General features: G+C 68.7%; 22 protein-coding genes and 1 pseudogene. 10 read left to right on the plus strand and 13 right to left on the minus strand.

Annotated features, from left to right (window positions below):
• Positions 1-110: 110 nt before the first annotated feature.
• The 8 genes from AB3X43_RS13035 to AB3X43_RS13070 all read right to left on the minus strand — a co-directional run bounded on the left by AB3X43_RS13035 (position 111) and on the right by AB3X43_RS13070 (position 7,571).
• Positions 111-527, minus strand: a complete 417-nt coding sequence (locus AB3X43_RS13035; protein WP_369430286.1) for a hypothetical protein — start codon at positions 525-527, stop codon at positions 111-113.
• Positions 528-680: 153 nt separating this feature from the next.
• Entirely contained in the window at positions 681-1,322 is a 642-nt protein-coding gene (locus AB3X43_RS13040) for a response regulator (RefSeq protein ID WP_369430287.1), read from the minus strand.
• Positions 1,319-3,445 (minus strand): PAS domain S-box protein, encoded by a 2,127-nt coding sequence (locus AB3X43_RS13045; protein WP_369430288.1) that lies wholly within the window; start codon positions 3,443-3,445, stop codon positions 1,319-1,321. The genes AB3X43_RS13040 and AB3X43_RS13045 overlap by 4 nt, the downstream gene beginning before the upstream one ends.
• Positions 3,446-3,458: 13 nt before the next feature.
• A complete protein-coding gene (locus AB3X43_RS13050; RefSeq protein WP_369430289.1) occupies positions 3,459-4,055 on the minus strand; it encodes a malonic semialdehyde reductase in 597 nt (198 codons plus the stop codon).
• Between the two features lie 28 nt (positions 4,056-4,083).
• On the minus strand, positions 4,084-5,349 hold the full coding sequence (phoR, locus tag AB3X43_RS13055) for a phosphate regulon sensor histidine kinase PhoR (RefSeq protein WP_369430290.1): 1,266 nt from the start codon (positions 5,347-5,349) through the stop codon (positions 4,084-4,086).
• A complete protein-coding gene (gene phoB, locus AB3X43_RS13060; protein ID WP_369430291.1) occupies positions 5,346-6,053 on the minus strand; it encodes a phosphate regulon transcriptional regulator PhoB in 708 nt (235 codons plus the stop codon). Before phoB ends, phoR begins: the two co-directional genes overlap by 4 nt.
• A gap of 26 nt (positions 6,054-6,079) precedes the next feature.
• Positions 6,080-6,781 (minus strand): phosphate signaling complex protein PhoU, encoded by a 702-nt coding sequence (phoU, locus tag AB3X43_RS13065; RefSeq protein ID WP_369430292.1) that lies wholly within the window; start codon positions 6,779-6,781, stop codon positions 6,080-6,082.
• A 106-nt stretch (positions 6,782-6,887) separates the two neighbouring features.
• Positions 6,888-7,571: a winged helix-turn-helix domain-containing protein gene (locus AB3X43_RS13070; RefSeq protein ID WP_369430293.1), complete on the minus strand. Its 684-nt coding sequence runs from the start codon at positions 7,569-7,571 to the stop codon at positions 6,888-6,890.
• Between the two features lie 131 nt (positions 7,572-7,702).
• On the opposite strand from AB3X43_RS13070, the pseudogene AB3X43_RS13075 reads away from it, so the two are divergent.
• From AB3X43_RS13075 to mnmC1, 7 genes and pseudogenes are all read left to right on the plus strand, one after another.
• Positions 7,703-8,023: pseudogene (locus tag AB3X43_RS13075) on the plus strand (ArsR/SmtB family transcription factor); the annotation flags it as partial.
• Positions 8,024-8,109: 86 nt separating this feature from the next.
• On the plus strand, positions 8,110-8,610 hold the full coding sequence (locus AB3X43_RS13080) for an arsenate reductase ArsC (protein ID WP_369430294.1): 501 nt from the start codon (positions 8,110-8,112) through the stop codon (positions 8,608-8,610).
• 4 nt (positions 8,611-8,614) lie between these two features.
• Entirely contained in the window at positions 8,615-9,289 is a 675-nt protein-coding gene (locus tag AB3X43_RS13085; protein WP_369430295.1) for an aquaporin, read from the plus strand.
• A gap of 55 nt (positions 9,290-9,344) precedes the next feature.
• On the plus strand, positions 9,345-10,673 hold the full coding sequence (locus AB3X43_RS13090; protein WP_369430296.1) for a hypothetical protein: 1,329 nt from the start codon (positions 9,345-9,347) through the stop codon (positions 10,671-10,673).
• Between the two features lie 51 nt (positions 10,674-10,724).
• Positions 10,725-10,976: a hypothetical protein gene (locus AB3X43_RS13095; protein ID WP_369430297.1), complete on the plus strand. Its 252-nt coding sequence runs from the start codon at positions 10,725-10,727 to the stop codon at positions 10,974-10,976.
• Between the two features lie 117 nt (positions 10,977-11,093).
• Entirely contained in the window at positions 11,094-12,176 is a 1,083-nt protein-coding gene (locus tag AB3X43_RS13100) for a transporter (protein ID WP_369430298.1), read from the plus strand.
• Complete coding sequence (mnmC1, locus tag AB3X43_RS13105; RefSeq protein ID WP_369430299.1) at positions 12,173-13,891, plus strand: FAD-dependent 5-carboxymethylaminomethyl-2-thiouridine(34) oxidoreductase MnmC1; 1,719 nt, start codon at positions 12,173-12,175, stop codon at positions 13,889-13,891. Before AB3X43_RS13100 ends, mnmC1 begins: the two co-directional genes overlap by 4 nt.
• 193 nt (positions 13,892-14,084) lie before the next feature.
• Here the strand turns inward: mnmC1 and AB3X43_RS13110 are convergent, their stop codons facing one another.
• From AB3X43_RS13110 to AB3X43_RS13125, 4 genes are all read right to left on the minus strand, one after another.
• Complete coding sequence (locus AB3X43_RS13110) at positions 14,085-15,437, minus strand: DNA recombination protein RmuC (protein ID WP_369430300.1); 1,353 nt, start codon at positions 15,435-15,437, stop codon at positions 14,085-14,087.
• Between the two features lie 99 nt (positions 15,438-15,536).
• Positions 15,537-16,175 (minus strand): YceH family protein, encoded by a 639-nt coding sequence (locus AB3X43_RS13115; RefSeq protein WP_369430301.1) that lies wholly within the window; start codon positions 16,173-16,175, stop codon positions 15,537-15,539.
• A 22-nt stretch (positions 16,176-16,197) separates the two neighbouring features.
• Positions 16,198-16,980 carry an SDR family oxidoreductase gene (locus AB3X43_RS13120; RefSeq protein WP_369430302.1) on the minus strand — a complete coding sequence of 261 codons (783 nt, stop codon included), beginning with the start codon at positions 16,978-16,980 and terminating at the stop codon, positions 16,198-16,200.
• Between the two features lie 126 nt (positions 16,981-17,106).
• Positions 17,107-17,598, minus strand: coding sequence for a hypothetical protein (locus tag AB3X43_RS13125; protein ID WP_369430303.1), 492 nt, complete (start codon positions 17,596-17,598; stop codon positions 17,107-17,109).
• Positions 17,599-17,875: 277 nt separating this feature from the next.
• Between AB3X43_RS13125 and AB3X43_RS13130 the strand changes: the two genes are divergently transcribed.
• Complete coding sequence (locus tag AB3X43_RS13130) at positions 17,876-19,561, plus strand: electron transfer flavoprotein-ubiquinone oxidoreductase (protein WP_369430304.1); 1,686 nt, start codon at positions 17,876-17,878, stop codon at positions 19,559-19,561.
• A 21-nt stretch (positions 19,562-19,582) separates the two neighbouring features.
• On the opposite strand, the gene AB3X43_RS13135 is transcribed toward AB3X43_RS13130, so the two are convergent.
• On the minus strand, positions 19,583-20,377 hold the full coding sequence (locus AB3X43_RS13135) for an enoyl-CoA hydratase (protein WP_369430305.1): 795 nt from the start codon (positions 20,375-20,377) through the stop codon (positions 19,583-19,585).
• Positions 20,378-20,431: 54 nt separating this feature from the next.
• Here AB3X43_RS13135 and mltB point away from each other — a divergent pair, with 54 nt between their 5' ends.
• Positions 20,432-21,502: a lytic murein transglycosylase B gene (mltB, locus tag AB3X43_RS13140; protein ID WP_369430306.1), complete on the plus strand. Its 1,071-nt coding sequence runs from the start codon at positions 20,432-20,434 to the stop codon at positions 21,500-21,502.
• Between the two features lie 20 nt (positions 21,503-21,522).
• The coding region (locus tag AB3X43_RS13145; protein WP_369430307.1) for an ABC-F family ATP-binding cassette domain-containing protein at positions 21,523-22,734 on the plus strand (1,212 nt) is incomplete at its 3' end.

The raw sequence follows: 22,734 nt of genomic DNA on the forward strand, positions 1-22,734 counted from the left end.
GGCACTGCGTACCAGACCATCCAGCACCGGGTCGGCCGGCGTGTCGAGCACGTTCAACCCGGTCAGGGTCTGCAGACGCGCCGATTCGTTCGGAGGAAATGGTGCCGGTTTCATGCCGGACTGCCTGCTTCGTCTGCGTCGTGCGGCCCGGTGGCGGGCCGCTGAACAGCCGTCCACCAGCGTGTCAGCACGCTGTCCAGTTCTTCCCAGGCCTGCACCCGCTGGTGGCCTGGAACGGTTCGGGCATGGTCGTCGAACACCAGCACCTCGGTGACTGGCGCCACACGCGCCAGGTGCCGGACGACCGCCGGTGCGAAAGCACCGTCGACCACCAGGTCCAGCACCAGCAACTGCGCCGGCTTGCGGGTCAGGCGCAGCAGCGCCTCCACCACGCTGTCGGCGATGTCCACCCGTCCGCCCGGCATGACGCGGCCCAGCGCCGCACGCACCTCGGCCAGCCGGCGCTGCGAGCCGACAACCACCAGCACGCGGCAAGGAGATTCAGACTCCAGAAGGGACAGGGACACACCGGCACTCCCGCCGGAGTGGTGCCGGAGCGGCACCAGAGTGACTTCCAGCGTGCCGGTACTCTAGAAGTGCCCATCGGTGGGGTCTGCGGGGAGTTCTGGATGGTCGGTGCCGTCAATTGCCGTCAGTGCCCTGCACGCCATGGAACGAATTCACGGTTCGGCCGCATCGATCAATCCGGCACGAATGGCCAGTCGCACCAGCGCCGGCACGTCCGACACACCCAGCTTGCCCATCAGCCGGCTGCGGTAGGAATCGACCGTCTTGGGCGACAGGTGCAGCAGCGCGCCGATCTCGGTGCTCGAATGCCCGCGCACGACCATCCCGATGATCTGCCGCTCGCGCACCGACAGCCCTTCGAGCGCGGAGGGTTCGTCGCGGGCCGTCAGACCCTGGACCGCCAGATCGGCCACGTCCGGGCTCAGGTGGCGCCGCCCCTGCAGCACAGCGTCGACCGCCCCCAGCAATTCGCTCGACGGCGACCCCTTGAGCACATAGCCCATCGCACCCAGCCGCAGGGCTTCGGCCACATGGCGGGGCTGCGCCGACATGCTCAGCACAATGGTGCGGACCGGCAACCGGCGGCGCTGCAACTCGCCGAGCAGTCCCAGCCCGGAGTGCTCGCCCAGGTGCAGATCCAGCAGCAGCAAGGCCGGCTGGAGCTGCTGCAACTCGGCCAGCGCCACCGTCGGCTCGCCCGACTCGCCCACCACCCGGTGGCCTGCCGCCTGCAGCACCGCACGCAACCCGTCGCGCATCATCGCGTGGTCATCGACCAGATAAAGCTCGCTCATGCCTTGCTCGCCTGCCAGCGCAGAGTGACCTGCGTCCCGCCATCCGGACCAGGCCCCACCGAGAACCGGGCACCGATGGCAATCGCCCGCTCGCGCATGCCGACGATGCCGAGGTGGCCGGGTCGGCCCTGCTGCATGGGTGCGGGAATGCCGTGCCCGTCGTCCAGCACGTCCAGCGCCAGCCCGTCGGTGCCGGACCCGGTGTCTGCGCCCAGGATCACGCGGATCAGGCTCGCGCCCGCGTGCTGGCGGGCGTTGGCGATGGCCTCCCGCGCCACCATGAACACCCCGTATTCGACATCGGCCGGCCAGCGCCGGGCCGCCACCTCGTCGCTGACCTCGATCAGCACGTCCACACTGGCGTCACCGCCTACCCCGGGCAACACCCGCGCGCGGATCTCGTTGTCGATGGCCGCCACCAATCCCTGTGCCTCCAGCAGCGGCGGACGCAGATCGACCAGCACCAGCCGCACCTCGCGCACCACCTGGTCGAGCATCTGCGCCAGGCCGCTGCAGGTCTGCTTCAGACCGGCAGGCATCAAGGCGCCATAGGTCGCCTGCGCTGCGTCCAGATTCAGCCGAATCACCGCCAGCGTCTGGCCGACATGGTCGTGCAGCGACTGCGCCACACGCTGGGTGGTCTGCTTTTCCTGCTCCAGCAGGCGTTGGGTGAGTTCGGACAGTTCCAGCTGGTAGGTCAGCAGCGCCTTCTCCGAAGCCCGCCGCCCGGTGATGTCGCGCAGCACCTGCACATGGCGCTGCCCGTCCAGCGATCGCACGCTGACTTCGGCCGGGAACTGCGTGCCGTCGCGGCGCCGGTGTTCCCATTCGTCCAGGTACGTCCCCCCCGACAGCAGCCGGACCCGCTCGGCCTCCAGCCGCGGGCGCTCGTGTCCAGCCAGCAGATCATGCAGCGACAGGCGCAGCAGTTCCGCGCGGGTGTAGCCCAGCATGGCCAGTGCCTGCGGGTTGGCATCCAGCACCATCAGCGTGTTGTCGATCAGCAGCACCCCATCGGCCAGCTGCTCGAACACCAGGCGCCGGTAGGCCTCGGACTCGCGCAGCGCATCCTCGGCGCCCTTGCGCTCGGTGATCTCGAAGGTCGTGCCAGCCATGTAGATGGCACGGCCCTGCTGGTCCCACACGGCTTGTCCCTGGGTGTGGAACCAGCGCCAGGATCCATCGGCATGGCGCATGCGGAATTCCAGCCGGTAACGCGCCTGTCGCCGCAGGTGGGCCGTGAGCGCGGTGCGGAAACACGGCAGATCCTCCGGATGCAGAGACGCCTCGAACTGCCTCAGGCTGTTGTCCGATGTCGGGACAGGCAGGCCCTGGGCATGCCAGAACTCGGGAGCCACGATCAGCTGACCGGTGTCGGCGCTCCAGTCCCAGACCTGCCCGTGGCTCGCCGCCAGCCGATAGCGCTGTTCGCTGACCTGCAGTGCACGCTCGGCAAGCCGGCGTGGCGTGATGTCGCGCGAGATGCCGTACATGCCGGTGACCTGACCGTCGGAGCCCCGCAGCGGCCCCTTGAGTGCCTGGAAGGTTCGCTGGCCAGCGACCGTGTCGAGCACCTCCTCGAACGTCAGATCCTGTCCCATGGCCATGACCTGCTGGTCGTTGGCCAGCACCATCGCCGCCTGGTCTGCGTCGAACAGCGCACGATCGTCCTGGCCGATCACCTGCGCAACCGGCTTGCCGACGAGACGGGCAGCCGCCTCGTTGAACAGCTGGTAGCGTCCTGTCCGGTCCTTCACGAAGATGGCATCCGGCGATGCATCGACCAGGGACTGCAGCAAGGCCATGGCGTCATCGCGCTGCCGCCAGGCGGCACGCTCACGGTCGAACGCCCGGTGCCCGCGCTCCACACTGCGCAGCAGCAGACCATACAGGGCCACCGCCGTGACACCGATGAACACCCAGCCCTTGAACGTCCCGGCCACGGCACGCAGGACAGGGTCCGGCAGCAGCCACTGGACAAGGGTATCGGACAGGATGATCCAGAGAACCGATGCCAGCGCGTAGAGCATCACGACCCGCGAGACCTCCTCGCGGGATTGCTGGCGGGTCGGCGTTCCCGGGCTGGCCACGGACCCCGGATCGGGCTTGGGCGGGGCGTGCATGGCGAGGTCCTCTTCAGAGGATGCGCGCCACCTGCTCGAATTCCAGACGTGGGCCACGCGGACGATTGCCCGCCGGATCGGCATACCCCAGGTTGACCAGCAGGAAGGACTGGAAGCGTCCGTCGGGAAAGAACGCAGCGTCCACCTTGACCCGGTCGAAGCCGCCCATCGGGCCGACATCGAGGCCCAGCATGCGGGCGGCGAGGATCAGATAGCCGCCCTGCAGCGTCCCGCTGACACGCCCGACCTCGGCCGCCATCGCCGGACTGTCGGCGAAACGCTGTGCCGCGGCGGCACCACCAGACGGGAACTGGCCGGGCAGATGCTCGTGGAATGCCGTGTCGACGGCCAGGATGGCCGTCACCGGGGCGGCCATGGTCTTGTCGAGGTTGCCGGGCGACAAGGTGTCCTTCAACAGGGCCTTGGCCTCGGCGCCACGCACGAAGACCAGCCGCAGCGGCTGGCAGTTCATCGAGGTCGGACCGAACTTGCACAGGTCGTAGAGCGCGTGCAGCGTCGCGTCGCTGACCGGCTCGGCGGTGAAGCGGTTGGCCGTGTGGGCGTGGAAGAACGTCTGGTCGAGGGCGGAAGAAGCAAGCGCAGCGGTCATCTGGATCAGCCTGGAATGATGCAAACCCTCAGATTACAGGCTCGGACCGTGTCCTTGGTGGCGCAGGGATACGGGCCCGGACCCGGAATGCCGGCAGCACGATGCGGAATACCGAACCTTTGCCCGGCACGCTGTCGATCAGCAGCTCGCCGTCGTGGCGCTGCACCACATGCTTGACGATCGCCAACCCCAGTCCGGTGCCTCCGGTCTCGCGCGAGCGGCTGCCGTCGACACGGTAGAAGCGCTCGGTCAGGCGGGGAATGTGCTCGCGCTCGATGCCGGCACCGGTGTCGGTCACCCGGAACTCGCCCGTGCCATCCGCGCGCAATGCCCACTGCGCCGTCACGCTGCCGCCCGGCGGTGTGTAGCGCAGTGCATTGCTCACCAGGTTCCAGAAGGCGCTGAACAGCTCCGGCTCGGTCCCGCCCAGTTGCGCCGGCTCGCCGGCCTGCAACTCGAAATGGTGGCGATCTCGGTCGGACGCCCGCGCGCTGATCTCGATCTGCGACATCAGCTCGCCCACATCGGTCCAGGTGTCCGACAGCGGCCGCGGCGCCCCTTCGATCTGGGCCAGGGCCAGCAGGTCGGTGACGAGGTTGCGCATGCGGTCGGTCTGCTGGCGCATGAGCACCAGCACTCGCTGGCGCTCCGCCCCGGTCAGCGGCAGATCGGACAGCGTCTCGATGAAGCCCGCCAGCACCGTCAGCGGGCTGCGGATCTCGTGCGAGACATTGGCGACGAAGTCGCGCCGCATGCGGTCGCTGCGCTCGCGGGCGGTGATGTCCTGCGACAGCACCAGCTTCATCGAATCGCCATAAGGCCGCACGGCCACCGAGAGCATCGTGTCGCCCCGTGGGCTCGGAAAACTCACGCCCTCATCGAAACGCCCGGTCTGCAGGTGTTCCACGAACGCCGGCGAGCGCACGAGATTCGTCACCCGCTGGTCGCGGTCCCGCTGCACATCCAGGCCGAAGTGGCCGGCCGCGGTCTGGTTGATCCACTGGAGATGGTCCTGGGCGTCGAGCAGCAGGATGCCGTTGGGCGAGGCGTCGATGGCGGTGAGGAACGAGTCCAGCCGCCGTGCCTGCCCAGCCTGGGCGGACGCGCCGGCCCGCAGGGCACGCTCGACCCGCTGACCGATCTCGCCGATGGAACCGGGCAGCAGCGGCGCGTCGGTCTCGCCCATGCCCGCCGCGGTCCAGCGCAGCAAGCGCTGCTGCCGCCGCCACAGCCCCGCCGCCACCGCCGAAGCGACCAGCGCCACCACGCCACACAGCAGCAGCGCCCAGGTCACTGCGCCGCCTGGCTGGACAGGTTCGGTCGGGCCAGACGGTAGCCGGCGCCACGCACCGTCTCGATCAGGTCGGCACACCCGGCCGGCGCCAGCGAGGCCCGCAGCCGCTTGATGTGGACATCGACCGTGCGCTCCTCGATGAACACATGGTCGCCCCAGACGCGGTCCAGCAGCTGGTTGCGGCTGTGCACCCGCTCCGGATGCGACATCAGGAAGCGCAGCAGACGGAACTCGGTCGGACCGAGCGCGACCTCCTCCTGGCCATGCCAGACGCGGCGCGTGGCCGGGTCGAGCCGGATGGGGCCGGCTTCGATCGGTGTGTCCAGTGCCTCGGGCAGCTTGCGGCGCAGCACCGCGCGGATGCGCGCCAGCAGCTCGCCGGTCGAGAAGGGCTTGGTCAGGTAATCGTCCGCGCCGGCGTCGAGCCCCTGGATCAGGTCGCGCTCTTCCGAGCGGGCCGTCAGCATGATGATGGGCAGCTCCCGTGTGCGGGCATCGGACCGCCAGCGGCGCGCCAGCGACACCCCCGACTCGCCCGGCAGCATCCAGTCCAGGATGACCAGTTCGGGCAGTTGTTCGGTGACTTGCCGCACCGCGGCGTCGGCCGTGCCGGCCACCCGCACGTCATGGCCTTCGTAGCGCAGATTCAGCGCGATCAGCTCGGCGATGGCCGGCTCGTCCTCGACGATCAGGATGCGTCCCATGGTCTTTCAGTCCCTGCTGTGGCGGTTCACTTCACCACCGTCTCGACGCTGTCGAGCGGCGAGTGGCGCACATCGGCGCCCTTGACGACGTAGATCACCTGTTCGGCGATGTTCTTGGCATGGTCGCCAACACGCTCCAGCGCCTTGACGACAAAGACGAGGTCGATGCAGGCCGAGATGGTGCGCGGATCCTCCATCATGTAGGTGATGAGCTTGCGCATCAGTCCGTCGAACTCGGCGTCGATCTCGCTGTCTTGCTTGATGACCAGCAACGCCTGCGGTGCATCCAGCCGGGCGAAGGCATCGAGCGCCCGGCGCAGCGAGGTGACCGCGAGTCCGGCCTCGAACGCGACGTCGGCAATCGGCAGACGGCCGGACATGCCGAAGGTCATCACGCGCTGCACGGTGCGCGCGATGCGGGCGGCCTCGTCGCCGACACGCTCCAGATTGCCGATGGTCTTCGAGGTGGCGATCAGCAGGCGCAGGTCGCGGGCGGTCGGCTGGCGGCGCGCGATGACGGTCGAGAGATCGCGGTCCATGTCGATCTCCATCTGGTTGACCCGGTGCTCCTGGCGGATCACCTGTTCGGCCGTCACCGGGCTGAAGTGGGTCAGCGCATGGACTGCCTGTGCCACCTGGGCTTCGACCAGACCACCCATTTCGAGGACCCGGGCCGAAATGCCGCTGAGTTCAGCGTCGAACTGGCTCGAGAGATGCTTGTCGCTCATTGGGGGATCCTCCCTGGAATGGGGCCGGAATGGCCAGTAGCGGGAACGTCACCACTGTAGGTGGCCACTGTGAAACCTTGGTGACAACGGGCGTCATGAACGAACGTCATGGCACTGAGCTGAAGCGGTAGCCGACGCCACGCACGGTGCGGATGACATCGCCTGCGCCGGCATCCTCCAGGCAGCGGCGCAGGCGCTTGATGTTCTGGTCCACGGTGCGGACATCGACCTCGCTGCCCTTGCCCCAGACGGTGGACAGGATGTGCCGGCGTTCGATCGCATGGTCCGGCCGCGCCATCAGGCACTGCAGCAGCTTCAGCTCCACCGGCGCCAGCTCGACCGGCGTGGCACGCCCCTGGCGGTTCACCGTGATCAGGTGCCGCTCGGCATCGATCACGATCGGCCCGGCACGCAGGCGCTGCGGATCGCGCCGCAGCAGCCGCACCACCTCGCCCACCAGTTCGCGTGGAGCGAACGGCTTGTACAGCTGCAGCGCCGCACCGCATCCGGTCGACGACTGCGCGGAGACCAGCACCAGCGGCAACGGCGGCACCGCCTCGGCTGCGAAGCCGGTGTCGGCGGTGGCCGGCGTGTCCGGGTCGACCAGCACCACATCGGGACGCACTTCGCCCGCAAGCCTCCGTGCCTCGACAGACGACGCCGCCAGCATCGGAAAGAACCCGGCGAACCGGAAATGGACTGCGAGCAGTTCGCGGATCACGGTCTCCTCGACCACCACAAGAACGGTCCTGTGGGGTGGGCGCGGCGCTGGAACGGCAGGTTCATGCATGGGATCGACTCACCGGAAGGCCAGAAGCGGAACTGTCATGGTCGCGCCGCCATGTGACAGCGTTTTGACAGACCGGCTCCAGCAATGAAAATCGCGCTGAAAAAGATCCATATTTCCAATATGATGGAATAATGGAAGAATCAACTGCCACCACTGCACTGGCCGCGCTGGCCCAGCCGATGCGACTGCGCGTGTTCCGGGTCCTCGTCGGCGCCGGCCCGGACGGCATGACCCCCGGTGCGCTCGGCGCGCTGCTCGACGTCCCGGCCTCGACACTGTCCTTCCACCTGAAGGAGCTGGTGCATGCCGACCTCGTCAGCCAGGAGCGCGATGGCCGCAACCTCATCTACCGCGCCGCGATGGCGCAGATGAACGCCCTGCTCGCTTACCTCACCGCACACTGCTGCGAAGGCGCAGCCACCGCCTGCGCCACCACCACCGCCCCCGACTGCGGCACCACCTGCTGCACGCCGGCCTCGCGCGGCAACCCGACCGGGATCCCGGTCAAGTCCTCCGGCTCTTCCTGCTGCTGATCCCCATGACCACCCACGTCCTCATTCTCTGCACCCACAACTCGGCCCGCAGCGTGCTGTCCGAGGGCATGCTGAACCACCTGGCCGCCAGGCTGGGCAAGGATGTCCAGGCCCACAGTGCCGGCAGCGCGCCGAGCGGCCGCATCAACCCGCACGCACTCCAGGCACTCGATCACGCCGGCATCGACACCAGCGCCTGCCGCAGCAAGTCCTGGGACACGTTCACCACGCCCGAAGCGCCGCCGCTGTCGATCGTGATCACCGTGTGCGACGCCGCAGCGGCCGAGTCCTGCCCGGTGTTCTTCGGGGGTGCGGGCCAGCAGCCGGTCAAGGTGCACTGGGGCTACCCCGATCCATCCAACGCACCCGAGGCCGACCAGCCACGCGCCTTCGAGCTGACCCGGCAGGCCATCGGCTACCGGATGCTGCAACTGCTGGCCCTGCCGCTGGAAACGATGGACCGGGCCGCGCTGCAAGCCGCGCTCGTCGCCATCGGCCGGAGCTGACGCGATGTCCACACTGCCTCGGCGCCTGGGCGCGGAAGCCCTGGGAACGGCCCTGCTGCTCGCGATCGTCATCGGCTCGGGGATCATGGCGGAACGGCTTTCGGGCGGCAACATCGCCGTCGCACTGCTGGCCAACACGGCGGCCACCGTCGGTGGACTGTATGTGCTGATCGAGGTCTTCGGGCCCGTCAGCGGTGCGCACTTCAACCCTGCGGTCAGTGCCGCGATGGCCTGGCGCGGCGATCTGGCGGCGGCCTGGCTGCTGCCGTACGTGCTGGCGCAACTCGTCGGTGCCATGGCGGGCGCCTGGCTGGCCCACGCCATGTTCGACCTGCCGGTGCTGCAATGGTCGACCAAGGTACGCACCGGTCACGGCCAGTGGCTGGCCGAAGCCGTCGCCACGGCAGGTCTGCTGCTGGTGATCCTGCGCGCCGGGACGGGCAAGGCCCCGTCGCTGGTGGCCGCCTACATCGGTGCGGCCTACTGGTTCACGGCCTCGACGTCCTTCGCCAACCCGGCTGCGGCCTTCGGTCGGATGTGGAGCGATACCTTTGCCGGCATCGCCCCTGGCAGCGTGCCAGGGTTCGTGGTGGCGCAGTGCGCTGGCGCAGTCCTGGGAATCGGGCTGGACCGGCTGCTCGGCCACCCGACGCCGGCACCGCTCAGCGGCAATCCATGACCTTGAACTCGACGCACCGACAAGCCCGGCGATGAGCGAAGTGGTCAACACAACCATGGACCTCGCTGGCGACGCCAACCCGCACGCACAGGCCACGACAGGTACCGCGCTGGCCCATGCGATGAACCTGGATTGCCACTGCCTGACGCTCGACCGGAACGCCCTCGCCCGCGCGCTGGATGCGGAGCTGGGCGCACCCGGCTTGTCGGCGCTGGTGCGCGAGCGCTGCCCCTTCGTCTTCGCTGCGCAGCCGGTGTTCGTCGCTGGCACGCACCTGCAGCGCATGGCCGAGGTCGTCCACGCGGTCGAATCGGTCGTCACCCGACCCGCATGGCGCGAGCGCGTGCTGGCCACCGCCTCCGAGACCGCGCGCGTGCCGGTGCCGGCCGGGCAGTCGCTGCCGCGCAGCGTGTTCTTCGGGTACGACTTCCACCTCGACCGCGACCAGCTCGGCCTGATCGAAGTCAACACCAACGCCGGCGGTGCGCTGCTGAATGCCGTGCTCGCCCGTGCCCAGCGCACCTGCTGCCCCGGGATGGCCCTGCTGGTGCCAACGGTGGCCCATGCCGCGGCGTTCGAGGCCGCGATCGTCGCCATGTTCCAAGCCGAATGGCAGCGCACCGGCCGCGCCACGCCCCTGCGCACGGTCGCGATCGTCGACGAAGCGCCCGCGCAGCAGTACCTCTACGCCGAATTCCTGCTCTTCCGCGGGCTGTTCGAGCGCCACGGTCTGCAGGCCGTGGTGGCAGATCCCGCCGAACTCGACTGGCACGCCGGCCGCCTCTGGCACGGTGACACTGCAATCGATCTGGTCTACAACCGACTGACCGACTTCTACTTCGAGCAGCCTGCCAGCGCCGCGCTGCGCCAGGCCTGGATGACGCAGACAGCCGCCATCACGCCCCATCCGCAGGCCCACGCGCTCTACGCCGACAAGCGCCACCTGGCGGTCTTCAGCGACGAAGCCGAGCTGATCGCGCTGGGGGTGGCGGCCGAGACACGGGCCGTGCTGCTGGCACAGGTGCCGCACACCGAAGTGGTCACCGCGCTCCACGCAGCGCGGCTCTGGGAGAGGCGACGCGGGTTGTTCTTCAAGCCGGCCAGCGGCTACGGCAGCCGTGCGGCGTGGCGTGGCGACAAGCTCACCCGGCGGGTCTGGGACGAGATCCTCGCCCGCGCAGGCGACTATGTCGCCCAAGCACTCGCCACCCCCGGCCAGCGCCATCTCGCCGCGGACGAGACCCAGCGTCCGATGAAATTCGACCTGCGCGCCTACGCCTACGACACGCAGGTACAGTGGGTGGCCGCGCGGCTCTACCAAGGGCAGACGACCAACTTTCGCACCGCGGGGGGTGGCTTCGCACCGGTCTACAGCGCTTGCTGAGCCGTACTTCGGTCGGGGGACCGGCGTGTTCCGGGGCCGCAGAATCACCGCATGAAGCCCCCACGCCCCACCCCGCCAGCTTGCGCCCGCACCGGCCGAGAGGCTTTGCCTGCACGGGCGTGCGGCAGGCGCTCGCGGCACACACGCCGCTACGTCACCTCGCTCATCCACCTGGCACGCGCGATGGACATCCACGCGCTCGAACGCCTGCGACTGCGGGCCCTCCGGTCGGACAGCCGCGGCGTGCTCGGGCTGAACGCGCTGACCGAGACGCTGATCCTGCCCGCAGTGTCCAGCCCGTAGTCCGGCACCTCGCCATGCCAGGATTGCACCGCTTCGGCAGCAGAGTTCACCTGAACATTTCACAGAAATGCGGCAGACTCGGCACCCCCGCTATTCGGGCTGCAGGCCACCGGACGGATGACCATCGACTCACAACATGCACTCCCTGGCGAGAACCTCTATGGCAGTGACCCGGCCGGGCTGATCTGGGGCTTCCAGTTTGCCGCGCCAGCCGTTCTCGCCGATGCGCAAGCGTCGCTGCAGGCCAGGCCAGTCTCGTCCACGCAGGCGCAGCAGTGGCTGGCCGACCATCCGGACGAGGCCGAGGACACGGCCGAAGCCGGTCTGCTGTGGCTGCATGTCAACCTGGCCAACAACGCCACCGAACGCTGGCTGCGGGACCATGCCGATCTCCCCGAAGCGTTCTTCGAATCGCTGCACGGTGGCCTGAACTCCACCCGCGTGGAACGGGTCGAGCAGGCGCTGCTGGCAGTCGTCAACGACCTGCAGTTCGACTTCTTCTTCGAGCCGACCGACACGGCCACGCTGTGGATCTGCCTGAATCGCCGCTTGCTGGTCACCGGGCGCCGCAAGCCGCTGCGCTCGATCGACCAGCTGCGCGTGGCGGTGCGCGATGGCGAACCGGTGCGCTCGACCGCCGACCTGCTGGCGCAACTGCTGCGGCACCAGGCCGACATGCTGGTCGATCTGGTGCGGCGGGCCACGCTGCAGATCGATGACGTGGAAGACCGGCTGCTCGCCGGACGGCTGAACCACAAGCGCTCGCGCCTGGGTGCCATGCGGCGGTTGCTGGTGCGGCTGCAGCGCCTGCTACTGCCAGAGCCGGCCGCGCTGTTCCGGCTGCTCCAGCACCCGCCGGTGTGGATGGCCGATCTGGACGTGCAGGACCTGCGCGATGCCACGGAAGAGTTCTCCGTGGTGCTGCGTGACATGGTGTCGCTGCAGGAGCGGGTGAAGCTGCTGCAGGAAGAAGTGGCCGCCCAGATCAACGAGCAGACCAACCGCAGCCTCTTCGTGCTGACCATCGTCACGGTGCTCGCACTGCCCATCAACATCATCGCCGGCCTGCTGGGCATGAACGTCGGGGGCATCCCGCTGGCCAACCACCCGCACGGATTCTTTGTCGTGGTGAGCATCGTGATCGCGTTCACCATCGTCGCGGGGTGGCTCACGTTCCGACGCAGGGACGACGGCGGATGACAGCCTCCGCCCAGTCCTTCGACCTCCTCGCTGCCAGCGGCCTGCCTGCACGCTGGCGGCACCGCGAACACATGGTCGTTCTCGACCTCGGCACCGGCGCATCCGCGCGGCTGCGCACCGTCTGGTGCGCCGATCCGCTGCGCTGCGAGCGGTTGATCGTCCTGGCACTCGGCGGCCCGGACAGCGTGGACTTCGAAGACGGTCGGGTGCAGTGGATGCGGGTGCCCGGCGAATCGGCGGACGTGGAGACCCGCCTGCGCGGACTGCAGGCGCAGGTGGACACCTTCCTCCTCGACACCGGCATCCCGCTGACACCCGATCTGCTGCGGCGGCTGAACCGGCTGGCTGCACCCGGAGCCACGCTGGTGACGCCGCGGACCGATCCCTCGGTGCGGAACGACCTCGCCCGACACGGATTCGTGGCGGACACCGCGGAGACCGGCGGCACGCAGGCCCGCTTCGCGCCACGTTTCACCCTTCCACAACCGGCAGCGTTTCGCCGGCGGCACCCAGGGCCGCGCGAGGCCCTGGTCATCGGCGCCGGACTGGCCGGATGTGCCGCCGCCTGGGCGCTGGCACGCCAGGGCTGGACTGCGACCGTGCTGGACCGGCAGACCGCCCCGGCGCAGGAAACCTCGGGCAATCCCGGCGGCCTGATGCACGGCACCTTCAACGCCCCCGACAGCCTGCATGCACGCTGGTTCCGCGCCGCATCGCAGCTGACGGCCCGACTGGCACGTCCGGCGATTGCGTCGGGCGCCGTGGCAGGTGACCTGCGCGGATTCGTGCGGCTGGAAGATCGGCTGGAGGCAGAACAGGCCGCCGCACAGCTCGCCCGGGTCGGTCTGCCAGACACCTATGTGCGCTGGGTCACGGCGGCCGAGGCGCGTGGCCACACCGGCCTGGATGTGGCCACCGGCGGCTGGTTCTATGCCGATGCGGGCTGGCTGTCGCCGGGCGACTGGTCGCGCTGGCTGCTGGCGCAGGCGGTGTCGGCGGGACAGGCACGGTTCCAGGGACACGCCGAGGTCACGGCGCTGCGCTACAGCCCGTCGGGCGCTTCGGGCGACTGGCAGGCGCTGGACCACCGCGGGCAGGTGCTGGCACAGGCACCGGTGGTCGTGCTGGCGAATGCGGTTGCGGTCGATCGGCTGCTGGAGCCGCATGCGCCATCCCTGCGGCTGCAGGCCGTGCGGGGACAGACGACGCTCCTGCCGGGCAACACGCCGGGGCTGTGCCCCCCGCGCATGGCCTTGTCGGGACAAGGCTACGGCCTGACACTGCCGGACGGCCGGGTGCTGACAGGCGCGACCAGTCAGGCCGAGGACCGGGACGGCACTGTGCGGCTGGCCGACCACCAGCACAACCTGGCGCGCGCCACCCGGCTCGGAATCTGCCTGCCGGGCACGGCGGCGCTGGAAACCATCGAGCCGGAGGGCCGCGTCGGCTGGCGCGCCACCACCCCGGACCGCCTGCCCATGATCGGCCCGCCGCTCGACCGCACTGCCTGCGACGCCGCGCGCCAGAGCGGCCGGATCCGGCTGGACCAACTGCGCCACGTACCGCGCTGCCATGGCCTGTTCGTCTGCAGCGGTCTCGGATCGCGGGGCATCACCAGCGCCACGCTCGGCGCGCAGGTGCTGGCCGCGTGGATCACCGGATCGCCCTTTCCGGTCGAGGCAGCGCTGCGGGATGCGCTGGACCCAGCGCGGTAGCGACACGACGGACAATTGGTCGAAAAAAAAGGCGGCTCCGAAGAGCCGCCTTGTCAAGCGACGGAGGTTTCAGGACCAACTCCTCCATCGAATGGAAGAACGGGCATCGACTGCGGACAAAATCGGTCCTGAGCCTACGCACTTTGCCCTGCGCCGAACAGGGCACCTGCCCACGCAATTGGAGACACCCCCTTCAATCGGGGGGTGAACCGGCCGACAGCGCTGGCGGCCCGTCTGCGGGATCCAGCGACTCCACGGCGCGCAGCTGCCGCGCCATCGCCCGCGTGCGCACTTCCGCGGACTCGATCGTCTGGCTGGCCTCGTGCAGCTTCTTGCGGGTCTTCTCCAGCACCTCCCCGAAACGCGCAAATTCGGTCTTCACCGCGCCCAGAATCTTCCAGACCTCCGCGCTGCGCCGCTCCAGCGCCAGCGTGCGAAAGCCCATCTGCAGGCTGTTGAGCATGGCCAGCAAGGTGGTCGGCCCGGCCAGCGTGACGCGGTGCTCGCGCTGCAGCCGCTCGTTCAGACCGGGGCGGCGCAGCAGCTCGGCATACAGGCCCTCGGTGGGCAGGAAGAGCACGGCGAAGTCGGTGGTGTGCGGCGGCGCAAGGTACTTGGCGGCGATCGTGCGGGCCTCGTCGCGCACCCGCAGCTCCAGCGCGCGGGCGGCCAGCTCGGCGGCGGGCTTGTCGGCGCGGTCCTGCGCGTCCAGCAGGCGTTCGTAATCCTCGCGTGGAAACTTGGCGTCGATCGGCAGCCAGACTGGTGCATCGAGGCCCTCGGCACCACGTCCTGGCAAGCGGATCGCGAACTCCACCCGGTCGTTGCTGCCCGGCACGGTGACCACGTTGGTCGCGTACTGCTCGACCGTGAACACCTGCTCCAGCAGCGCTGCAAGCTGCACCTCGCCCAGCAGGCCGCGTGTCTTCACATTGCCCAGCACACGTTTCAGATCGCCCACGCCCTGGGCCAGCGTCTGCATCTCGCCCAGGCCGCGGTGCACCTGCTCCAGCCGGTCGGCGACCTGCTTGAAACTCTCGCCGAGGCGGGCCTCCAGCGTGGCGTGCAGCTTCTCGTCCACGGTGGCACGCATCTGTTCGAGCTTGCGCTCGTTGTCGGCCTGCAGGCTCGCCAGACGCTGCTCGACGCTGAGCTGCACGGCGTCCAGCCGCTGCTCCATCGACTGCTGGAGCCCGGCGAGGCGGCGGTCGTTGGCCTCGGTGAGCTGGCGCAGGTGCTCGGACTGGGTGCGGCTGGCCTCGCCGGTCTGGGTCAGCAGCAGCCGCTGGAACTGCGACAAGGCCGCGCTCAGCTCCTGGCGGGTGCCGCGGGCGCTGCCCTGCACTTCGGTGCGCAGTTCGCGCTCGACACGTTCGCTGTGGGCATGGCCGGCGTCGATGATGGCGTCGGCCGTGGCCTGCAGGCGTTCGGTCGCATCGGCAGGCTCGGCGGCCTCGGCCTGGCGGCGCCAAACCAGCCACAGCAGCGCCACCAGCTGCAGCGCCACCAGCGCCAGCAGGGCGATCAGCAGTCCGCGGTCAGTCACCCGAGACCAGCGACCGGATCGCGTTCGGCAGCAGCACCGTTCGCAGCACCGACTGCTGCGCCGGGAAGTCCGCCCGCACCGTCGTCTTGAAGCGCACGGTCACAGTTCCACACCGAGCGCGGCCGCCAGCCGGCCGAGTTGTCCGCGCAGTTCATGCACCTCGGCGCGCAGCACCGCCACCTCCTCGGCCAGACCGGCATCGGCGGCATGGGCCGACGCCGACTCGGTGGACATCGCCTCCAGCCCCGCGTCGCCGCACAGCAGGTGGGCCCAGCGCGACTCGCGCGCACCCGGCGCCCGCGGCAGCTTGCGCACGCGCGGTGGATCCTTGTCGGCCAGCTCGTCGAGGAACCCTTCGACCGACGACACATCGGCGAAACGGTGCAGCCGCTCGCAGTGCAGGCGCAGCTCGGCAGCGGTCTGCGGGCCACGCAGCGCCAGCATCGTCAGCAGCGCTGCTGCCGCACCGGGGACCCCCAGCACCCGCGCCAGGTTGTGCTCATAGCGCACCACCCGCATGCCGCTGACCTCGTTGACGAGGCTCAGCGCTTTCAGCTCCTCGATCGCAGCCAGCACCTCGGCGTCACCCAGCGCCATCACCGGCTCACGTGCGGTCTTCTGGTTGCAGCCGGCGCACAGCGCGTTCAGCGACAGCGGGTAGGAGTCGCGCACGGTCGCCTCCTTCTCGACCAGCACCGCGACGATGCGCGCCTCCAGCGGCGTCAGGTTCCTTCTCATCGGCAACCTCCTGGTGTCCGCTTCAGAGGCCGAAGCCGTCGTCGGCCTGGATGACGGCGCCGTTGATGAAGCGGCTCTCGTTGGCACACAGCATCATCAGCACCGCGTCCAGATCCTGCGGCGTGCCCAGGCGCTTGCGCGGCAGCATGTGGATCAGCTTCTGGCCGGCGTCGGTCTGCCAGTGGTGGTGGTTGATCTCGGTGTCGATGTAGCCGGGGCAGATCGCATTGACATTGATGTCGTACTTGCCCCACTCCAGCGCCATCGCGCGGGTCATGTGGATCACGGCCGCCTTGCTCATCGCGTAGGGGCCGATCTGGCTCAGCACGCGCAGGCCGGCCATCGAGGCGATGTTGACGATGCGGCCACCGGTGTACGTGCCCGGTGCGGCACCACGGGCGCGGGCCACCATGCGCTTGCCGACTTCCTGCGCGACGAAGAAGGCGCCGCGCACATTGGTGTCGAACACGAAGTCGAAATCCTCCGGGGTGACATCGACCAGCTTCTGGGTCGTGCTGACACCGGAGTTGTTGACCAGGATGTCGAGCACGCCGACTTCGGTCTCGGCGTGGGCCACGGCAGACTTGATGCTGTCGATGCTGGTGACATCCAGTTCCACCACATGGGCATCGCCGTCCGCAGCCTCCAGCTCGGCACGCAATGCCTTCAGGCGGTCGGTGCGCCGGCCAGCCAGCACAACCGCGGCACCTGCGCGAGACAGCACCCGCGCGAACTGTGCACCCAGGCCGCTGGAGGCCCCGGTGACGAGGGCCACGCGGCCGGACAGATCGATGGGGTAGCTCATGGAATTGCTCCTCTTTCGGTGTGGATCGATGTTGGTCGAAATCTTCACCTGAAGATAGCACGCCCCATGCGGGTGTCCTGTCACGCCCGCTGCACCACCTCGGCGCCACAGCGGACGCCCTGCACCTCAGCGCATCAGGGTGCGCACCTGCGCCAGGGTGGCGGCGACCGGGTGGCGCCGCGCAGGAAGACGGCGGCGCTCGTAGCGGGCCAGATCGTCGAGCAGGCCGCGGACCAGCCGCTGTGCCTGCTGGCGCTCGCCAAGCAGCAGCTCGATTTCCTCGACCTCGGACTCGTCGATCTCGTAGGAGCGCAGCACCACATCCTCACCGTCGACGGCGATCTGGCCGAACAGGTCGGCGTGCCGGGCGAACACATCCGGATTGACAAGCCGGATCCGACCAACGACCCGGCTGGCCAGCCCCTGGAGCAGCGCATGCGGCGTCTCGCCGACCCGGCGCGACAGGGCCTCGAACAGCACCTGGAGCTGGACGGTCGGATAGGTGTCGAGCAGGTCGTCGTCGTTGCCAGAGGGAACGTCCGTGCCGAAGAGGATGGCCTCCGCCGCAGGCACTCCGTGGCGCGCTTCGACCATGTTCACGAATTCGGAAACCAGCAAACCCAGCATCGGACACCCCACATTGACCAGACAGTACCGGCCAAGCGGGCGGTACTGTCCGCAAGCCGATGCACTCAGCATAGAAGCACCCGAATTGAACAAAACGCAGAAATGGCCGACTTACTCCTGATATCTCTCCGCGATCACCAGCCGTGCCAATTGGCGCACGGCATGGTTTCACGGCGCCAAAAAAGAACGATCGTTCTTTTTTGGTTCGCAGGCCGTTAGAATCTCGTCCGCCCCGCATGACCCAGACCCCGCCATTACAAGGACGCCCATGAGCCCCCAGGAGATCCTCGACCAGTTCGGCCCCCGCGACACGATGGAATACGACGTCGTCATCGTCGGTGCCGGCCCTGCCGGACTGGCCGCCGCCATCCGCCTCAAACAACTTGCAGCGGCCAAGAGCCAGGAGTTGTCGGTCGTGGTGATCGAGAAGGGCTCGGAGCCGGGTGCGCACATCCTGTCGGGTGCCGTCATGGACCCGATCGCGATGAACGAGCTGTTCCCGGACTGGAAGGAGCGTGGTGCGCCCCTGAACCAGCCAGTGACCGCCGACGAAGTGCTGTTCCTGTCGGAGACCGGAGCCACCAGGACCCCGCAAGCGCTCATCCCCGACTGCTTCCACAACCACGGCAACTACGTCGTCAGCCTCGGCAACGTCGTGCGCTGGATGGGCGAGCAGGCGGAAGCCCTCGGTGTCGAGATCTTCCCGGGCTTCACGGCCGCCGAAGTGCTCTACGACGAGCACGGCCGCGTCAAGGGCATCGCCACCGGCAACCAGGGTGTCGGCAAGGACGGCGAGCCGGGCGACAGCTTCCAGATCGGCATGGAACTGCACGGCAAGTACACCTTGTTCGCCGAAGGTGCACGCGGCCACCTCGGCAAGCAGTTGATCGCCAGGTTCAAGCTGGACGACGGCAAGGATCCGCAGAGCTACGCCCTCGGCATCAAGGAGCTGTGGGAAATCGACCCGGCCAAGCACCAGCCCGGCCTCGTGGTCCACACCGCCGGCTGGCCGATGCAGCCGGACACCTATGGTGGCGGCTTCCTCTACCACCTCGAAGACAACAAGGTCACGCTCGGCTTCGTCACCGGGCTGGACTACAAGAACCCGTGGCTGAGCCCGTTCGAGGAAATGCAGCGCTGGAAGACGCACCCGTCGATCCGCCAGTATCTGGAAGGTGGCAAGCGGCTGGGCTATGGCGCGCGGGCCATCACAGCGGGCGGTCTGCTGAGCCTGCCCAAGACCGTGTTTCCGGGCGGCGCGCTGATCGGCTGCGACGCCGGCTACCTGAATGCCGCGCGCATCAAGGGCAGCCACGCCGCGATCAAGACCGGCATGCTCGCCGCCGAAGCCGCGTTCGAGGCCCTGGCCGCCGACCGCCAGCAGGATGAACTCCAGGCCTACCCTGCCGCCTTCGAGTCGAGCTGGCTGCACGCCGAACTCGACAAGTCGCGCAACTTCAAGCAGTGGTTCAAGAAGGGGGTCTACGTCGGCTCGCTGATGACCGGCATCGAGCAGTGGCTGCTGCCCAAGCTCGGTTTCGCCGCACCGCCGTGGACCGTGCACCGCGACAAGCCGGACCACCTCTGCCTGCGCCCGGCCGCCGAGTGCGCACGGATCGAGTACCCGAAGCCGGACGGCGTGATCACCTTCGACCGCCTCAGCTCGGTGTTCATCTCCAACACCAACCACGAGGAACAGCAGCCTGCGCACCTGACGCTCAAGGACGCCCGCGTGCCGGTGGAGATCAACCTCGCGCAGTACGCCGGCCCCGAGACGCGCTACTGCCCGGCCGGCGTCTACGAATTCATCCAGAACGACAACGGCAGCGACCGGCTGCAGATCAACGCGCAGAACTGCGTCCACTGCAAGACCTGCGACATCAAGGACCCGACCCAGAACATCGTCTGGGTCACGCCGGAAGGCGGCGGCGGGCCGAATTACGCCGGCATGTGACCCGCCGGTTCGGCATCGGGATCAGGACGACGGCTGCCAGTTCGGCGGCCGTTTTTCATTGAACGCCTGCACCCCTTCGAGCGCGCTGTCGTCCATCATGTTGCAGGCCATCGTCTGGACGGCGGTCTGGTAGGCCGCCTCGGTGCCCATTTCCAGCTGGCGGTAGAACAGCGCCTTGCCCATCGCCACCGCGGCGCGCGGCTTGGCCACGATGCTGGCGGCCAGGCGCTCGACCTCGGCGTCCAGCGCGTCGGCCGGCACGACCCGGTTGACCAGTCCTTTGGCGAGCGCCTCGTTCGCGGACAGGAACTCGCCCGTCACCAGCATCTCGAACGCCGTCTTGCGCCCGACGTTGCGCGACAGCGCGACACTCGGCGTCGAGCAGAACAGGCCCAGGTTGACACCGCTGACTGCGAAGCGCGCCGTCTCCACCGCCACCGCCAGGTCGCAGGTCGCCACGAGCTGGCAGCCCGCCGCCGTCGCCACGCCATGGACACGGGCGATCACCGGCACCGGCAGGCGCTGGATCGACAGCATCACCTTGCCGCAGCGGGTGAAGAGGTCGCGGTAGTAGGCCAGGCTCGGCTCGGCGCGCATCTCCTTCAGGTCGTGGCCGGCGCAATAGGCGCGCCCGGCCGCCGCCAGCACCACGCAGCGCACGGACGGGTCCTCCGCCAGCGCGTCCAGTTCGGACTGCAAGGCGGCCAGCATGGCCTCCGACAGCGCGTTGAAGGCCTGCGGGCGGTTGAGCGTCAGGGTCACGACGCCGCGGGCGTCCTGGACGCGCAACAGCAAGGCTTCGTCAGGAAAGGTCATGGGGGTCTCCAGTGGTGTTTTCTGGCAGTGTGCCAAAGCGGCGACAATCAGGCCATGTCTGCCCTTCGAATCGTGCGCGCAACCCTGTGTTCCGCGCTGCTGCTGACCCCCTTCTGGTCCACCATGGCCGCTCCGCGCGTGCCGGTGGCCCCCAGCCCGCCCGCTGGCTACGAAGCCCGGGCGGATGTCTCCACCTTCATCAAGGATCTCGTCCAGCGTCATCCCGAACTCGACGAAGACGTGGTCGCCACCACGCTGTCGGAAGCACGCTACCAGGCCCAGGTCGCCAAGTTCATCCTGCCCGCGGCCAGCCCGGCGGCGAAGAACTGGAAGGTCTACCGCTCGCGCTTTCTCGACACGCTGCGCGTGCGCGAGGGCGTCAATTTCTGGCGCGACAACGAACTGTGGCTGCGCCAGGCGGAAGAACGCTGGGGCGTGCCGGCGCGGGTCATCGTCGCGATCATCGGCGTCGAAACGATCTACGGACGCCAGACCGGCGGTTTCCGCGCCGTCGATGCGCTGGCGACGCTGGCCTTCGATTTCCCACGCGGACGCAGCGACCGCAGCGAGTTCTTCCGCGACGAGCTGGAGGCGCTGTTCGCCCTCGCCTCCCGCGACAAGATCAATCCGCTCAGCCTGAAGGGCTCGTACGCCGGCGCGCTCGGCATGCCGCAGTTCATGCCGAGCACCTGGCTCAAGTTCGCCATCGACTTCGACGGCGACGGCCGCATCGACCTGCAGCGCAGCACGCCCGACGTGATCGGCAGCGTGGCCAACTACCTGGCCGGACACGGCTGGGTCCGGGGCATGGCCACGCACTACGACGTGCTCCCTCCGACGACCGACGCCGACCGCGAGGCCCTGCTCGCACCCGACATCCTGCCCAGTTTCACCGCCACGGAACTGGCCCAGCGCGGGGCATTGCTCAGCCCCGCCGGCCAGCAGCACACCGGCAAGCTCGCGCTGGTGGAGCTGCGCAACGGCGTCGAAGCGCCCAGCTTCGTCGCCGGCACCGATAATTTCTGGGTCATCACACGCTACAACTGGTCCGCGTACTACGCCATGGCCGTGATCGACCTCTCCGAATCCCTGGCCGCGCTCAAGACCGTCGCCGACAACCGCTGATCCGCCCCGCGCGGCCCCCCATGCTCCAGTTCAAGTCCATCACGCTGCGCCGCGGCGTCAAGATCGTCCTCCAGAACGCGTCCTTCACGCTGCAACCCGGCGAGAAGGCCTCGCTCGTCGGCCGCAATGGCGCCGGCAAGTCCTCGCTGTTCTCGCTGCTGACCGGGCGGCTGCAATCGGACCAGGGCGATGTCGAGATGCCCCCGCGCTGGGAGATCGCCGAGGTCGCGCAGGACATGCCGGAAACCGACACCGGCGCCACCGAATTCGTGCTCGAAGGCGACAAGCCGCTGATGGCCGCCCGCGCCGCGCTGGCCGCCGCCGAAGCCGCCGACGACGGCCACGCCATCGGCGACGCCCATGCCCTGCTCGGCGAAGTCGGTGCCTTCGATGCGCCGGCACGGGCGCAGTCGTTGCTGCTCGGCCTGGGCTTCCGCGTCAGCCAGCTCGATGCGCCGGTCAACAGCTTCTCGGGCGGCTGGCGGATGCGGCTGCAACTGGCGCGGGCGCTGATGTGCCCGGGTGACCTGCTGCTGCTGGACGAGCCGACCAACCACCTGGACCTGGACGCGCTGGTCTGGCTGGAGGCCTGGCTGCTGCGCTTCGACGGCACGATGCTGGTCATCAGCCACGACCGCGAATTCCTCGACGCCGTCACCAAGGTCACGCTGCACCTCGACGAAACCCAGGTCACGCGCTACGGCAGCAACTACAGCGGCTTCGAGCTGATGCGCGCCGAGCGCATGTCGCAGCAGCAGGCCGCCTTCTCCAGGCAGCAGGAAAAGGTTGCCCACCTGCAGCGCTTCATCGACCGCTTCAAGGCCAAGGCCAGCAAGGCCAAGCAGGCCCAGAGCCGCGTCAAGGCGCTGGACCGCATGACCAAGCTGGCGCCGATCCTCACCAGCGCCGACTTCGAGTTCGAGTTCCGCGAGCCGCAGAGCCTGCCGAACCCGATGATCGTGATGGACGAGGTGTCGGTCGGCTACGGCGACAACGTCATCGTCTCGAACATCAGCAAGTCCGTGCTGCCGGGCCAGCGCATCGGCATCCTCGGCGCCAATGGCCAGGGCAAGTCCACCGTGGTGAAGACGCTCGCGGGCGCCATCCAGCGCCTCGGCGGCCACATCCAGGAAGGCAAGGGCCTGTCGATCGGCTACTTCGCGCAGCAGGAACTCGACGTGCTGCGGCTGGAGGAAGGCCCGCTGGCGCACATGGTCCGCCTGGCGCGCGAC

Origin of the sequence: Sphaerotilus sp. (genome assembly GCF_041083715.1) — a bacterium.
Lineage (GTDB): Bacteria > Pseudomonadota > Gammaproteobacteria > Burkholderiales > Burkholderiaceae_C > Sphaerotilus.